Raw genomic sequence first — 15,139 nt, forward strand, 5'->3', positions numbered from 1 at the left:
ACAACACAGCAAAAGGCATCCCGTGTGGATGGGCAAAGAAATGTTGGGCCGACCAGATCGTTAGGTAAATCATCTAAACCTGCTGATACATTAACGGCCGATGATGGAAAGAGTTACATTAGCACAATGGATACCGGAGAATACTAAATGAACCTGAAGTTTAAAACGCATAAATTAATAGATTCAGATCAGCAAGGTACAATTGAAAAGACTGTCCTATTCCTGCAAAAATCCAATTATAACATTGTCGGCACAACGGCCACCTCAATTTTATTCAATGATGATGGTAATAATAAAGCATATTCAGATCGGTTTATGGGTAACAGAATTAACAAAGGCATGTTTGAATTTGCCGGGAAAAACGGCCTTTTAGAAATTAGTTTAACCTACCGGTTCTCCATATTTCCCAGCTTAATTCAGTTGTCTATAATAGGAGCAATTGCCTTTATTCGTACTGGCTTCACCGTCCTACCCTTTTTTATTATTATAGTTTTGGTTAATGTTTTGATTTTCCTTTTTAAAGTTCAACTTGTCAGGAATAATTTCATTGGAGATATTTTTCGGGAGCAGGAATAGCGTTAGGGTTTTGTTGCTCTTGATTTTTTATTGGTTAATACTGTGATACAATGAACAGACAAAGTTTGTTACCTGTCAGCGGGGCACGAGTACACAGTCGCAGAGGCCAACGCTGCATACTCGCAGAATGGGGAACTAATAGCAATACCGACAGCTGCGGTAGTTGTTACTGCCGCCCTTGTCTGGGCTGGAGTAACCTGGATATCGGATAAGGCAATATCTCATAATAGTAACACCAAAGAACCTGAACCAGGCCCAGATCAACAATCTGATGAGAAAAAAGTAATGTTACAAATGGGAACAAAAATATGCCTCATGCCAATCAAAAAGCAAAACAGTCTGCGCAGGAGAAGTACAAGGAGGCAAAGGCAAAATATCAAGAATTAAAATCTAAACCTAATAAAACTAAAGAGGGTAAGGCAGATGAAGCAAAAGCAAAAAAGGAAATGGAACACCAGCAGAAAAAAGCAAATGAAAAAGGTGAAAATCACAGTCAAAAAGCAAAAACGTAGTAACTACTACATCTGTTTATAATTTATAATTCGATATAAAATGACACATTTATTTACATTTTTAATGGACTATTTAGGGGGTACTTATATTTCCCAAGTGGAATGTGAAAATAAGGAACAGGCCATGAAACTTTGGATACAAAGCTTACAAATAGACCAAATAGAGGGATTTTCTGAGCGTGATAAAGAAAATATAATTAGCGTTGGATTTTTAGAGGATGATCCAACCAAACTTGATGGTTTATGCAATGTTTGGCATTTTATAATAGAAACTAAAGAGGGTGATGGATTTGTGAATTTCGTAAAAACGATCAAAAATTAACCCCCTGCTGTGCGTAGTTTGCACGTACCGCTGCCCCCGCTGTCCCGCTGTGCGTAGTTTACACCGACCGCTGTGCGAATGTCTGTGACTTCCCGAATTCAGGCGCGAGTGTCGGCGGGAGGCTGTGCGGCTGTAGCACTCGTGCCCCGCTGACAGGTAATAAACTGTGCCTGTCATTGTATCAAGGGATCAACCAAAATTATGTCAATTAACCCCGGTAAACCGCAATAATCCCTGGCGCTGCTGTATAAATAATCTTCCGGTCTCTCAACAATCCGGGCCACTACTGGGTTATAATGTATATAATCCAGCTTTTGATGCAATATTTTCAAGTCATACAATTCGATGGGATGGTTATCCTGTTGCCACAACTGGAAACCGACATTTTGACTATTCTTTTTTCCTGCCCTTTTCATCATCCATAGCATCCATTCCCTACGGCTTTCGGCCGGGTGCTGTTCAATAGCTTCCCTCAACGCGATGGACGTATGTTTCTTCATATCCCGGATAATGTTTTCCAGCTTTTCGCCATGAGTGCCGATGATCATATGGATATGGCTGCTCATGATGCACCAGCCATATATTTCGAGCCCTTTCTTCTGCTGACAATGCTTCCAGCTGGCGATCATTATCTCACTATATTCACTTCGAATGAAAAGGTCGATCCAATTTACAACAGCAAAGCTTACAAAGTAAAGTTTATCCTGATCGTGGAATTTGTATTTGCGGCTCATTGAGGTTTAAAAATACGATAGTTAAATCAACAATGCAAAATTGTTATGGTTGGTTACCTGTCAGCGGGGCACGAGTGCCCCACCTCTTTGGCCTGCGCCACACACTCGCGATTTCTATGATTTAAGCAAGAGCTATTTGATAATTTTTTTGATACGGACAATCATTTCTAACACATGCAAATACCCGCCATATCAATTTGTTTCTTACGGCGTTTATCACTAGCATTTTATTTTTTTTCTGGTCAACTTTTCTTTGGTAATAGGCCTTCATATCTGCGTTATAATTTATAGCGACCAATGCCGCCATGTGTAATAAGCTTTTCATATGCTTATTAGCTTTATGGGAAACTCTGGGTTTGCCTTTTATACTTGATCCTGAAGAATATTCGAATGGCGCCACGCCGGAATAACAGGCAAACTTTGCCGGATCGGTAATATCTTTAAACTCATTGGTAGTAATAATCATTTCTGTTGCGGTTACTTTACCTATGCCTTCAACGGATGTTACGATTGAAAAAAGTCTTTTTAATTCCAGATCACTGGCTATAACCCGATCCATTTTTAACTCAATACGTTTAATGTCTTCGTCCATAGCTTTAAGAGAGGCTTTGCATAATTTTTTGCACTCACGGGCTGCATTTTTATCGAAACCACTAGTTTCATTAAGGGCAACTGTCAATTGTTTGCGAGCATTGATCACCCTATTTCGAAGGCCAGATAAGTGTTTAAGCTGCTGTATAACCTGTCTTTTTGGCTGCCAAAGCCGTAGTTCCATGCTGTTTTTATAGGCATATTGTGCAATCCGGACAGCATCTATCTGATCGCTTTTGCCTCGTTGTAATCCGGACGAGAGTTTAATGTGGACAGCTGCTTCCAGGCATACAAATGCCTTTTTCGAATACAAAAAACTCAGTAAATGCTGGTTGTAAATGCCCGTATGCTCCATACAAAATATGGCCTCATTTACGCAAAACCCTTGCTGTAACTTTAACTGCGCCCAAAACTTCCGGATGCCAGACTCGTCATTCTCACTCACCCATTTAAAAAGTAATTCTTTGCCTTTTAAGACGGCAAAATCAAGTGTCTTTTTGGATACATCAATACCAATAAAAAAGTTGTAATTCATAACTTTGCATTAATTGTTAATAAAATCGGTTAACCGTTTAAACACAATCAATACCTTACTAATGAGCCTTGGAACTCTAATTTCTATTTGATGCTTGTTTAAACAACTGACAGAGGATTGAATCGCGAGATAAGCCTTTATGCTTTGCCAGAATGATAATTTCCCTCTGTCAGTGTTAACCTTTCCACAAAAATCACAGTTATTAACAAAAGAAAAAGAAGCAAAAAGAAAACTTCACAACAATAATAATAACAGGTTATTTGTTTCCTGCTAATCTAAAGGTTTCCTGCTAATCTAAAGGCCTGAATTGGGGGGCCACACACTCGCGCCTGAATTGGGGTACACCTATATTACCGGTACCAATCAGTTGCAAACGGTAGTTGATGGCAACAGCAGTAACAGCGGGCTGGCAAGCGGCACCACCACCTACAGCTGGGACGGAAACGGCAATATGCTCAGCAGCACCAATACGGTAAACACCCAGCAAAACAAAAGTTTTACCTATAACCTGCTCAACTTACCAATAGTAGCCACCATACCCGCCGGTACAGCTACCTATACCTACGATGCTACGGGAAACAAGCTACGGAAAGTAACCGTACTTAACGGCATAACCAAAACAACCGATTACATTAACGGGATAGAATACGATAACAGCACTACCACCATCGGCTTTATACAAACCGAAGAAGGCAAAGCTGTGCCAATAAGCGCCGGTTATGATTACACCTATTATCTGGGCGACAACCTGGGCGATACCCGCATAACCTTTGATACCAAAACTGGATCGGCAACAACACAGCAAAAAGACGACTATTATCCTTTTGGGTTGGAAATATCAAGAGATACGATACCCAATCCGAAAAATGAATATCTTTACAATAAAAAAGAACTTCAGGAGGAGTTTACCGAATACGATTACGGGGCAAGGTATTATGATCCGGTGATTGCAAGGTGGAATACGATTGATCCGTTGGCGGAAGTTTCAAGAAGGTGGAGCCCTTATGTCTATGCGGAAAATAACCCGATAAGGTTTATTGATCCAGATGGAATGACTACTGAGGATCCTACTATTACAACTTTAACAAAAAACGGAAATGTGCAAACAGTCAGCGAAACTTCATCTAAAACAACTAACGGAAAAGCTAAGGACGGCATTAGAACTGTAACGACGAAATCAACGTCAGCATCTTTAAATGTAGTTCAAACAGATGAAAAAGGATCAATGACTGTCACAGGTGCTTCGACGACAACGCAAACAACTACCAATACACAGCATTATGATAAGGAAAACGGTACTTGGGTAAATAACAATGATTCAAAAACGACTTCAACGACTACTACTGGCATTGATGGTAATAAATTTAAAAATGTGGGTGAGGTAGCCAACGTTGTTGCAAATTTCGGTGTGCAGAATGGTAAAGATTTATATAGTACATATAGGGATGAGGGAGCAAAAGGAATGAAAGTAATAAATGCAGGATTTGCTGCACCTGGCGCAGCTGCTGGCGGTTTAAATATACCTGGCTCAAGTGCATTAAAGAGACTTGGATTAAGTGTGAGTCCGGAAAATATTATGAAAGCTTTTAACGTCGGCCCTTCAAATACAATTATTATGGCAGTAGGTAGTTATGATGACAAAATTAAAAACTTTAATGAAACACACCCACCTTCTGTTAGGGCAGATCAGCATTTTCTTTATAACATTACTTTTGGTTGGTTGGAGAAAATATTCAAATAATGAGATACTTGATTATATTTTTAGTGATACTGACAATAGTTTGTTCTGTAATCTATATGAGATATAGCAGTTACGGCTTTTCCTATAATAAAGTTCGAGTAGAATTTGGGATACCCGTTGTTGGAGAAAAATGGGTAAAAGATGTTTCATATGATCTTCAGGAAGTAAATTACGTTAATCCAAACCCGGTTAGTGATGGCCATTTCAAAAAAAGAATACTGGTAACAGAGCTGGGGTCAATAAAAAGTGAAGCAGATTTGTTTATTGTTAAAGCACAACATATCACAATTGACGTCGTGTACACATATAATGAGAGTAATCCCTGGAGTATCAGCTATTTTAATACGAATTCTAATTATAAAACATCCTTATTGAGAAGCCAACTTAAGGATACGCTAAAAAAATACAATATAAGATAGTGTTTGACTTACCGGCTGTTAGACTGTGGTCTCGAATTGGCTAAGCCAGTTTGTAACTACAGTAATCGAAAGCAAGATAGATAGACTAAGTCAGGCCTATTAACGCCGGGTTTTGTCTTTCTACCCCCCGCTGTGCGTAGTTTACACCGACCGCTGTGCGAATGTCTGTGACTTCGCACGGCTATGCTTGCAGTTTGCAACTGCTTAACGAAATGTAAGATAAAAAAGATAGAGCCTGGCAGTGTGGCGCGCCGGGCTTTGTTTATATAAAAGTTTACTACAAAATTGTTTATTTAAGCAAATACCGCCAAAAAGTGCTGACACGATCCTGTCACTGACAAAATTTTGTCAGTGCTTAAATAACTGGCAATCAAATTTTTATCGCTTTGTTGCAGGGTGTTGCACGTGTTGCGCAACGCAACAAAATTGTATGGATGACATTTATTAAATACCACCGCTAATGCCCCTTATCCGGGCAGGCCAAAAGCGCTGAGTTCTCATATCTTTGTAAAGATAATCAAACAGGGCTAACGGCAGTACTTTGACTGGGCGTTAAAAATACCAATAATGGATATTGAGCACGAGGATAACCTGCCATTAGTTTTCTTTTTACCAAGCCTGGACAGTACTTAAGGATAGTACATTGCGTATTAATCCTGTATGAAACATGAGTAAAGGCAGTATAAAAAGATCCTGTATTTGTACACCTTAATTGTAAAATCTTATGTTAAAGTATTCACTTGGCATGGATGCATCTATGAAAGATATTCATGTCTGCCTTTCGGTAATCGACTCAAGGCAACAGGTAAAAGTAAAAGCCAGCAGTAAATTTGCTAACGACATGCAGGGGTTTAAAGACCTGCTTGTATGGCTATCCCGTCACAAAAAGGAATCAGACATTCCTTTAGTTAACGTGATTGAAGCTACCGGTGTATATTACGAAGCATGTGCCTTGTTTTTGTTTAAGGCCGGATTTGACGTTGCCGTTGTATTACCAAACAAAGCCAAAAAGTATTTACAGGCACTGGGGCTTAGATCGAAGAATGATAAAATAGATGCAGCAGGACTTGCCCGTATGGGTGCTGAGCAATGCCTGGAATTGTGGCAGCCCATGGATGAGTTCTTTTATACACTTAGGGCAATGACCCGTCATCATCAAAGTCTTCAGGAACTCAAAACCAATATCAATAATCAGCTTCATGCCGATGAGCATAGTATTTACAGCACTAAAGCCGTAATCAAACAGCTTAAAAAACTGATTGCTACAATTGAAAAGCAGCTTAAAGAAACCGATCAGAGCATCCATGACCATCTTTACAGCAACGATGAGGTAGGCCAAAGAGTGGATCATATTATTGACATAAAAGGGTTAAGTTATATGACAGTGGCAGTAGTGCTTGCGGAAACAAACGGTTTTGCCTTGTTTAAATCTGCATCGCAACTGGTCAGGTATTCGGGGTATGATATAATTGAAAACCAATCCGGCGGTCATCGAGGAAAAACCAAAATATCCAAAAAAGGCAACAGCCACATCAGGCGCGCCATGTATATGCCGGCATTTAATGTGGTCCGATACGAAAAAGGAAATTTTAAAACCTTCTTTGAGCGGATACTTGCACGGCATCATCAAAAAATGAAAGCCTATGTAGCCGTACAAAGAAAATTACTGGTAATGATCTATACGTTATGGAAAAAGAATGAAGCGTTTAACCGCGATGCCAAGATCAATAAATTCGGAAATGAGGAGACGGCGCCTTCTTTCGCTTTGACCGAAGGTCAACTTAATGAAGTAGCCCCGGCATAACCAGGGCTACACAAGATAGTCATCCGTCAACGTATCAACGTATGCCTTCTTTCGCTATACAAATTTAATAGAAAAAATATCATGGAAAAAACTTGCTTTTTAAGACAGTACCTCGTGCCCCGCTGACAGGTAACCCGCTTGCCAGTACGAAATATTAAAGTTTACCGGCGTTCTGCGTTAGCGGGCGTCGCGGATACCGGTCTTGTGATTAAGGCCCGTGTAGTATGAGCAAAGCACGCGACCCGCTTCTATCAGCGGGGAACGCCCTTATTCTGAGTCTCAAGTAGTGAGCCTTGAGTCAAAAGTCGGTTCCAACCTCAACAACTTTCCAACCCATTCCAACTCCTTTCAACCTTACAACATTCCAACATTTCAACATTCCAACATTCCAACATTTCAACAACATCCCCGAATTCAGGCGCGAGTGTCGGCGGGAGGCTGTGCGGCTGTAGCACTCGTGCCCCGCTGACAGGTAATAAACTGTGCCGGTCATTGTATCAAGGGATCAACCAAAATTATGTCAATTAACCCCGGTAAACCGCAATAATCCCTGGCGCTGCTGTATAAATAATCTTCCGGTCTCTCAACAATCCGGGCCACTCAATGTATAAATATTTTCCTCACCATCATTTTTCACAAAGCCATGCTTTTCCAGTATCCGGATGGATCGCAAATTTCCGGGGACTGTATCGGCCATAATGGCCTGCAAACCTAACCTGCCAAAACCATAAGCCAGTACATGGGTTATTGCTTCGTGCATGAAGCCCTTACCCTGCTGGTCGGGGTGCAATTCATAGCCTATTTCGGCCTGGTATTGTTCCGGGCTAAAATTCCGCAAGTTGATAACACCCAATAGCTTATCTTCGTTTTTGCGGGTAATTACCCAATAAAGCCCCTCGTTATCAAGTGTAATTTGGTTTACTATTGTTATAAACTCCCGGACATCATTCAATGACCGCGGCACGGGCCGGTATAAAAAACGATTCACAAGCTCGTTTGTACGCAGGGCAAAAAGTTCATGTACATCATCATCCTGCAATTGCCTTAACACCAGGCGTTGGGTTGTTATTGTTGGGAATGGCGTAAAATTGAGGTTAAGCATATCAGTTAAAAATTGATGCCTGTTTAATTCATGATCAACCTGATCCCCCTGGTTTATTCAAATTGAGGCTCATGAATCTCGACAATCAAAAGTACCTTATTTTTATAATTGATTGAAACGGGCATTTCTGAGTCTCAAATCATAAGTCTTTAGCCCGCCAGCCGGCTGGCAGTCAAAAGTCGGTTCCAGCCTATTCCAGCTATTGCAACCACTTGCAACTTCTTCCAACCGCAAACCAACAATCCCCAAAACATTACCGCCATTATTTGGTTAGCCTAATGAATAAATTAATGAAATTTTTATTTGATGATAAATAATACTTATTTTGTTGCGATGCAAAATATCTACCATTTCCCTATTAAAAAAATCACATTAATTGCCGCAATTATTGTGTTTACGGCGCAATTTGGTAAAGCACAATCTGTGTACCTGCCTTACTCGTACCAGCTCGATCAAAAATTTAATTCGAGCATATACTCCATCAACAGTTCGTTCCACACTTCGCTGAAGCCGTTTTTAATCGACAGCAATATTGCACCAAGGTATAAGGAACTGATGAACGTGGGGGTTGACAGCACCCGCCATGGCTGGATCGTACGGAAACTGCTTAACGAGCATTTGTTTGATGTAAAAACAAAAGACTATACGTTTTACGGCGATTACCTGCCCGACCTGCAACTGGGCCGCGACTTTAGCGACCATATTAATACCTACATTAATACCCGCGCCTACCAGTTTGGCGGCACGGTGGGTACCAAGTTTTTCTTTTACACCAGCGGGTACGAGAACCAGGCCAAATTCCCTACCTACTATAACAATATTATAAAAACGGTGAATATAGTTCCCGGCCAGGCCTATGACCGCCACCCGGGGCTGACCTATGCAGATTGGAGCTATGTTACGGCCATCATGTCGTATACACCTATCAAACAGCTGAATATTACGCTGGGCCAGGATAAAACCTTTATCGGCGATGGTTACCGGTCGTTATTGTTGTCTGACTTTTCGCCCAGTTACCCTTTGCTGCGCTTAACGGCCAATTTGGGTAAGGTGCAGTACATGATCCAATGGGCCTATATGCAGGACCAGGGCGCCGCCCGGTTTGATTCATTCGGCAATAACCGCCGCAAATGGGGCGCTTTCCACTACCTGGACTGGAATATCACCAACCGCCTGTCCTTCGGTTATTTTGATGCCATTATCATGAGCGAAGCCAATGACCAGGGCAGTTACCATGGTTTCGACCCCAATTTTATCAACCCTATTGTTTATACCAACTCTATCAACTCAACCCCTTCGCAGCCTGATAATGCTTTGATGGGTTTTACGGCCAAGTATAAAATATTTGATAAATCGGCCATATACGGGCAATTACTGTTAGACAGGGTTAGCGGCAGTGGTTTCTTTTCGGGCGGCAACAACAGCAATACCAATGGTGTACAGCTGGGTATAAGGGGTGCCGACCTGTTTAAGGTGAAGGATTTAAACTACCTGTTTGAATTTAATACCGTAAAACCATATACCTACGCCAGCGCGCAACCTATAACCAGTTACACCAACTTTGAGGAGCCGCTGGGTGATCCATTGGGTGCAAATTTCAGGGAGTTTATAGGCATATTAAATTATTCCATAGGTCGTTTTGATTTTATGGGCCAGGTTAATTATGCCAAATTTGGTACCGACCCAGCTAACCAGAACTTTGGCGGCGATGTTAACAAGCCTTATGTGCCATCGAGCAGCCCGACCACGGTAGGGCAGGGCGTACCCGCCAGCGTATATTTTGGCGAAGGCACTATTTCATACCTGATTAACCCCAAATATAATTTAAGACTGGAGGGCGGCGCTCTTTTAAGGGCCGAAAAAACTTCGGCAACGGATCATAAAACAGTGTTGATCACTTTCGGGCTGCGCAGTACCTTCAGAGATCTGTATCACGATTTTTGAGGAATGCTGTGGTAGGGTGGGACGAATGTTGTAATGTTAAAAGTTGAAATGTTTTATCCTGTGATGGTTATACCACAGCTATTTAAAAATTGAAGGCCAACGTATCTGCAATGCCTGAGGTGATCAGCTTTGTGCCGGTGTGCCAGCCAACCTGCATTATCATACCGCAAGCAAAGGGTTAACTAACCTTACAACCTTACAACAAATTCAACAAATATTTCAAATAAAATTAAACCATCTGCGTTTTAATCTATCAAAGGCATAGGTCTGATTATTTTTTACCTGTTTTTTAATATCCGGCATTATCGAAAAAACCTGTACACAACCCCTATTAAACAATTATTTACACTATGTTAAAGCGGATATTAGTGCTTGACGATAACCAGGATATTCTGGATATTGTAAAAGAAGCCTTATTGTACGATAATTTCGAAGTGAAGATCAGCTCAGACAGCAGGAATTTTATGGCGATGATAGATAATTACCGCCCTGACCTGGTAATTCTTGATTACAAGCTTAACGGCCCAAAAGGCGATGACATTTGCAGGCAGATAAAAACACATCACCTTTTTAATAATATCCCCGTAATTATTTGTTCGGCTTATTTAAATAGCGATGAATTTGCGGATTGCGGCTGCGATGCTACCATTGCCAAACCCTTTGGTCTTGCGGAGTTGCTGGATAAGGTGAACGGGTTGGTGTGTTTGTGAGTCGGAGAGTCGGGAAAGTCCGAAAGAAGCTTCGTTTTTTAAATTTTACAATAGCTCAATATTATTTTTTCTTCCGGACTTCCGGACTTTCCCGACTTTCGGACTAAAACACCTACTTTTGCCCAAATTTTTTAGGGATGGCAAAAGTAAAAGTCGGGCTGGTACAAATGACCTGTACCGCCAATAAACAGGAGAATTTAGAAAAGGCGATTGCAAAAGTGCGCGAAGCTGCAAAAGGCGGAGCACAGATCATTTGCCTGCAGGAACTTTTTACCTCGCTTTACTTTTGCGATGTAGAGGATTACGACAACTTTAAGCTGGCAGAGGCTATCCCCGGCCCGTCAACTGATGTTTTATCAGCTGTGGCTAAGGAACTAAATGTGGTGATTATCGCGTCGTTGTTTGAGAAACGTGCGCAGGGACTTTACCACAATACTACCGCGGTACTGGATGCCGATGGTGCTTACCTGGGCAAATACCGCAAAATGCACATCCCGGACGACCCGGGTTTTTACGAGAAATTTTACTTTACCCCCGGCGATCTGGGCTATAAGGTTTTTAAAACCAAATATGCCACTATAGGTGTATTGATCTGTTGGGATCAATGGTACCCCGAAGCGGCCCGCATTACCGCCTTAATGGGCGCCGAGATTTTATTTTATCCAACAGCCATAGGCTGGGCTACTACGCAGGATGAGGCCACCAATGTTGAACAATATAACGCGTGGCAAACCATCCAACGCTCACATGCGGTGGCAAACGGCGTACACGTAGTAAGCGTTAACCGCGCCGGCGAAGAAGCAGGGCTTAAGTTTTGGGGAGGGTCTTTTTTCTCCAACCCTTTCGGTACCGTTATTTACCAGGCATCGCACCATGATGAGGAAGTTGTAGTGCAGGAACTTGACCTGGATAAATCCGACTATTACCGCAGCCACTGGCCCTTTATGAGGGATAGAAGGATTGATTCTTATCAGCCGATTACAAAGAGGTTTATAGACGAGGAATAATTGCAGTCCATGGTCGATGGTCCATGGACCATGGCAGAAAAGGGGAGTTTAGTCCATGGATGGTCAATATACCATAGCAGAAAAGAAGCAATTTAGCTAATCGTCAATCGAATTAGTCAGAAAATACTTAAACAGGAAATGGCATTTAAATTTGAAAATCTGCAGGTTTGGCAAAAGGCGCTGGATTTAACTGATGAAATAAATATTTTGACAAAAAACAACTTCCCTAAAGATGAATTGTTCATTTTAACTTCCCAAATAAAAAGAGCGGATGATTCAGTTGTACTCAATATTGCAGAGGGTTGTACCGGTCAAACTAATGCAGTTTTTAGCAATTTTCTGGGTTACTCGCTAAGATCAGGTATAGAGGTAGTCGCATGCCTATTTATTGCAAAGAGAAGAAAAATTATAGGTGAAGATGATTTTCAAAGATTGTATGACGAATACCAATCCTTGATAAAAATGATTACCTCTTTAAGAAATACACTATAATAACCAAAATTTACCATGGACTATGGACCATCGACTATGGACTCAATAAAAAATTTCCACTTTCCTGCCGAATGGCACCCACATACCGCAACCTGGCTTAGCTGGCCGCATAAGGAGGCCTCATGGCCGGGTAAGATCGGGATGATCTATCCGAAATACTGTGAGTTTATCAAGGTATTAACCGAAGGCGAACTGGTGCGCATTAACATAGGGGATGAGCAAATGAAAGCTTTTGCCAAACAGCAGTTGATAGCCGCCGGGGTGGATTTAACCAGGGTTGAGTTTTTTGATTTTGCCACCAACGACGCCTGGTGCCGCGACCATGGTCCGGCGTTTTTGATTAACGAAACAACCAAACAAAAAGCCATCATCGATTGGGGTTATAATGCCTGGGGCGGCAAATACCCTCCGTTTGATTTGGATGATGTGATCCCTACAAAAATTGCGGAGCACTTTGGTCTGCCGGTGTATCACCCGGGTATTGTTATGGAAGGCGGCTCGGTTGATTTTAACGGGAAAGGAACTGTTTTAACTACTACGGCCTGTTTGCTCAATAAAAACCGCAACCCGCATTTAAATCAGCAGCAAATTGAAAGCTACCTGCAAAACTATTATGGTGTTGAACAGGTGCTTTGGCTGGGCGATGGCATTGTAGGCGATGATACCGACGGGCATATTGATGATATTACCCGCTTTGTAAATGAAGATACCGTTGTTACGGTGGTTGAGGAGGATAAGAACGACGAAAACTACCATCTCCTGCAGGAAAACCTCGCCATACTTAAAACCATGCGACTGCTTAACGGCAAACAATTAAATATAGTAGAACTTCCTATGCCGGACGCAGTGGTTTATGACGACCAGCGCCTGCCTGCATCATACGCTAACTTTTATATCGGTAACGCCGCGGTGGTGGTACCAACCTACCGCTCAAAAAATGATGACAAAGCCCTGGATATTTTACAACAGTGCTTCCCTGATAGAAAAGTGGTGGGTATTGATTCAACCGATATCATCTGGGGGCTGGGCAGCTTTCATTGCTTAAGCCAGCAGGAACCGGCGGTTTAAAATCAGCCTTTTAAATAAATCTAATCGGTAAATAATTTAATAAATAAAGTTCGGATATTAACCGAACTTTATTTATATTTTTGTATATTTGAATGAGACTGGCCAATAAACCAATATTGTTGAAAATGAAACACAAAAATAAAGGCAATACTTTATTATGTGGTGCAATTGATGATTTAATAGAAATAATTGAAAGTAAAAACTGGAGCTCAAAAGAAGAAATTTTAAGAGACAGGCCGGATGCGGACCAGGTTCACAGCGATGGGTTTTATTTTTTTGATATCAATATTCATCGTACTTTAATATTGATTGAATTTGAGGCGAACGGAGATGCTTCCATTGTATGGGCCGGGAATCATCAGGAATATGAAGCTGTTTTCAAGAACAATAAAGTGGTTATTAAAAAATGGTTGACGAAACAGGGGTGGATATAAATTTAAGTGTATGGACTTACAGGTTAATTTAAAGAAGATATTAAAAAAAGGCGCAATAAGCAGCGAACAGGAATTTCAAAAAGCATCAATTATAGATCGCCGTATGAGATTATTAGTTAAGGAGTTTCCCGAATTATCCAGCGACAGAGAACAATTACGCGCGTTGCTTAAAGCTTACGAAGATAAGCATTGGGTTGGGCAGGAAATTACTGATAAAAAGTCCTGGAAAGTGATTTGGCTGAGCATCTTGCAGAGCAGGAACGCGTTTTTTTGGATAAAAGAAAAAACGCCATCAAATCAAAATTAAAAGAAGTTGGAATAACACAAAAGCAACTGGGCGACATCCTCGGCCACACGAGTGCGACTTATATGTCGGAATTAATGAATGGTATAAATCCTTTTACCTTAAATGATCTGATCGTCATTCACCAACTGTTGAATATCGAACTTGAAAGTTTGATCCCGACCACTTTAAGTCAGAGGGTGCGCTCCAGGGTTTTGGGAACAATTTCAAAATTAAAAAACCCAAAACTGAAGCTGATTGGGGCCAACATCGGTGTTTTAGCCTGATTACAGCTTTAATGTTTACAACAAGTTTACTCCCGGTATTATTTGAATTTTGTATTGTTAAAAACCAAAGGTAAGTCTGCTATCCGTTTTTTTCACCGACATTTTCTCCCTTCATACCGACAAGCATCGCCTCCCCGCCAATATTCCGTTGCCCAACGTTCCATATCGCTATACTTTTGGGTATAATTAAAATTCAAAGCAATGGAAACTAACAGTATCACCCCAAATACAGCTATCAACGGAAAAACAATAGCCGGTATCGTCATATTAATAGTTGGCAGTATTTTACTGATCGACCAGTTTAACTTATTTGTTATCCCTGACTGGGTGTTAAGCTGGCCAATGCTGCTGATCGCTTACGGCCTGTACCTGGGCGGTAAGTACAATTTCAGGAAACCGATTTGGATCTACCTTACTGTTTTGGGTGTAGGATTTTTATTGACAGATAATATCCCCGATGCAGATCGTTTTATCTGGCCGGTAGCCATTATTGGTGTTGGCGCATGGATGGTTGCCAAACACAATAACAAGGCAAGGGAAGATAAAACCTATACAGCATACAAGCAGGTTTAACAAAA

General features: G+C 41.3%; 18 protein-coding genes. 15 read left to right on the plus strand and 3 right to left on the minus strand.

The features are described 5' to 3' along the window. The first annotated feature begins 147 nt into the window (after positions 1–147). The 3 genes from MgSA37_RS05850 to MgSA37_RS05860 all read left to right on the plus strand — a co-directional run bounded on the left by MgSA37_RS05850 (position 148) and on the right by MgSA37_RS05860 (position 1,410). On the plus strand, positions 148–576 hold the full coding sequence (locus tag MgSA37_RS05850; RefSeq protein ID WP_096350317.1) for a hypothetical protein: 429 nt from the start codon (positions 148–150) through the stop codon (positions 574–576). Between the two features lie 308 nt (positions 577–884). Then, a complete protein-coding gene (locus tag MgSA37_RS05855; RefSeq protein ID WP_096350319.1) occupies positions 885–1,088 on the plus strand; it encodes a hypothetical protein in 204 nt (67 codons plus the stop codon). 40 nt (positions 1,089–1,128) lie between these two features. Continuing rightward, positions 1,129–1,410 carry a hypothetical protein gene (locus tag MgSA37_RS05860; RefSeq protein ID WP_157750461.1) on the plus strand — a complete coding sequence of 94 codons (282 nt, stop codon included), beginning with the start codon at positions 1,129–1,131 and terminating at the stop codon, positions 1,408–1,410. Positions 1,411–1,583: 173 nt separating this feature from the next. Here the strand turns inward: MgSA37_RS05860 and MgSA37_RS05865 are convergent, their stop codons facing one another. Next, the gene (locus MgSA37_RS05865) at positions 1,584–2,144 is read right to left on the minus strand and encodes an REP-associated tyrosine transposase (RefSeq protein ID WP_096350323.1); all 561 of its coding nucleotides are present in this window, start codon (positions 2,142–2,144) and stop codon (positions 1,584–1,586) included. Between the two features lie 121 nt (positions 2,145–2,265). After that, positions 2,266–3,270, minus strand: a complete 1,005-nt coding sequence (locus MgSA37_RS05870) for an IS110 family RNA-guided transposase (RefSeq protein ID WP_096350325.1) — start codon at positions 3,268–3,270, stop codon at positions 2,266–2,268. A 307-nt stretch (positions 3,271–3,577) separates the two neighbouring features. On the opposite strand from MgSA37_RS05870, the gene MgSA37_RS05875 reads away from it, so the two are divergent. The 3 genes from MgSA37_RS05875 to MgSA37_RS05885 all read left to right on the plus strand — a co-directional run bounded on the left by MgSA37_RS05875 (position 3,578) and on the right by MgSA37_RS05885 (position 7,234). Further along, positions 3,578–5,011, plus strand: a complete 1,434-nt coding sequence (locus tag MgSA37_RS05875; RefSeq protein WP_157750462.1) for an RHS repeat-associated core domain-containing protein — start codon at positions 3,578–3,580, stop codon at positions 5,009–5,011. A gap of 56 nt (positions 5,012–5,067) precedes the next feature. Beyond that, a complete protein-coding gene (locus tag MgSA37_RS05880; protein WP_157750463.1) occupies positions 5,068–5,430 on the plus strand; it encodes a hypothetical protein in 363 nt (120 codons plus the stop codon). A 724-nt stretch (positions 5,431–6,154) separates the two neighbouring features. Continuing rightward, positions 6,155–7,234: an IS110 family RNA-guided transposase gene (locus MgSA37_RS05885; RefSeq protein ID WP_096350128.1), complete on the plus strand. Its 1,080-nt coding sequence runs from the start codon at positions 6,155–6,157 to the stop codon at positions 7,232–7,234. 583 nt (positions 7,235–7,817) lie between these two features. On the opposite strand, the gene MgSA37_RS05890 is transcribed toward MgSA37_RS05885, so the two are convergent. Further along, positions 7,818–8,336 (minus strand): GNAT family N-acetyltransferase, encoded by a 519-nt coding sequence (locus MgSA37_RS05890; RefSeq protein ID WP_096350331.1) that lies wholly within the window; start codon positions 8,334–8,336, stop codon positions 7,818–7,820. 306 nt (positions 8,337–8,642) lie between these two features. Here MgSA37_RS05890 and MgSA37_RS05895 point away from each other — a divergent pair, with 306 nt between their 5' ends. The 9 genes from MgSA37_RS05895 to MgSA37_RS05930 all read left to right on the plus strand — a co-directional run bounded on the left by MgSA37_RS05895 (position 8,643) and on the right by MgSA37_RS05930 (position 15,134). Further along, complete coding sequence (locus MgSA37_RS05895; RefSeq protein ID WP_232010789.1) at positions 8,643–10,280, plus strand: gliding motility protein RemB; 1,638 nt, start codon at positions 8,643–8,645, stop codon at positions 10,278–10,280. A gap of 350 nt (positions 10,281–10,630) precedes the next feature. After that, positions 10,631–10,990: a response regulator transcription factor gene (locus MgSA37_RS05900; RefSeq protein WP_096350333.1), complete on the plus strand. Its 360-nt coding sequence runs from the start codon at positions 10,631–10,633 to the stop codon at positions 10,988–10,990. 137 nt (positions 10,991–11,127) lie between these two features. Next, complete coding sequence (locus MgSA37_RS05905) at positions 11,128–11,997, plus strand: carbon-nitrogen hydrolase (protein WP_096350335.1); 870 nt, start codon at positions 11,128–11,130, stop codon at positions 11,995–11,997. 138 nt (positions 11,998–12,135) lie between these two features. Next, positions 12,136–12,489, plus strand: coding sequence for a four helix bundle protein (locus tag MgSA37_RS05910; RefSeq protein ID WP_096350337.1), 354 nt, complete (start codon positions 12,136–12,138; stop codon positions 12,487–12,489). A 15-nt stretch (positions 12,490–12,504) separates the two neighbouring features. Then, positions 12,505–13,557, plus strand: coding sequence for an agmatine deiminase family protein (locus MgSA37_RS05915; protein WP_096350339.1), 1,053 nt, complete (start codon positions 12,505–12,507; stop codon positions 13,555–13,557). A gap of 125 nt (positions 13,558–13,682) precedes the next feature. Continuing rightward, positions 13,683–13,991, plus strand: coding sequence for a type II toxin-antitoxin system HigB family toxin (locus MgSA37_RS05920; protein WP_232010791.1), 309 nt, complete (start codon positions 13,683–13,685; stop codon positions 13,989–13,991). A gap of 10 nt (positions 13,992–14,001) precedes the next feature. Continuing rightward, positions 14,002–14,298 (plus strand): hypothetical protein, encoded by a 297-nt coding sequence (locus tag MgSA37_RS28140; RefSeq protein ID WP_157750464.1) that lies wholly within the window; start codon positions 14,002–14,004, stop codon positions 14,296–14,298. Next, entirely contained in the window at positions 14,262–14,561 is a 300-nt protein-coding gene (locus MgSA37_RS05925; RefSeq protein ID WP_157750465.1) for a helix-turn-helix domain-containing protein, read from the plus strand. The genes MgSA37_RS28140 and MgSA37_RS05925 overlap by 37 nt, the downstream gene beginning before the upstream one ends. A 201-nt stretch (positions 14,562–14,762) precedes the next feature. Beyond that, the gene (locus MgSA37_RS05930; RefSeq protein ID WP_096350345.1) at positions 14,763–15,134 is read left to right on the plus strand and encodes a LiaF transmembrane domain-containing protein; all 372 of its coding nucleotides are present in this window, start codon (positions 14,763–14,765) and stop codon (positions 15,132–15,134) included. The last annotated feature ends 5 nt before the right edge of the window (positions 15,135–15,139 follow it).

Origin of the sequence: Mucilaginibacter gotjawali (assembly GCF_002355435.1) — a bacterium.
Taxonomy (GTDB): Bacteria; Bacteroidota; Bacteroidia; order Sphingobacteriales; family Sphingobacteriaceae; genus Mucilaginibacter; species Mucilaginibacter gotjawali.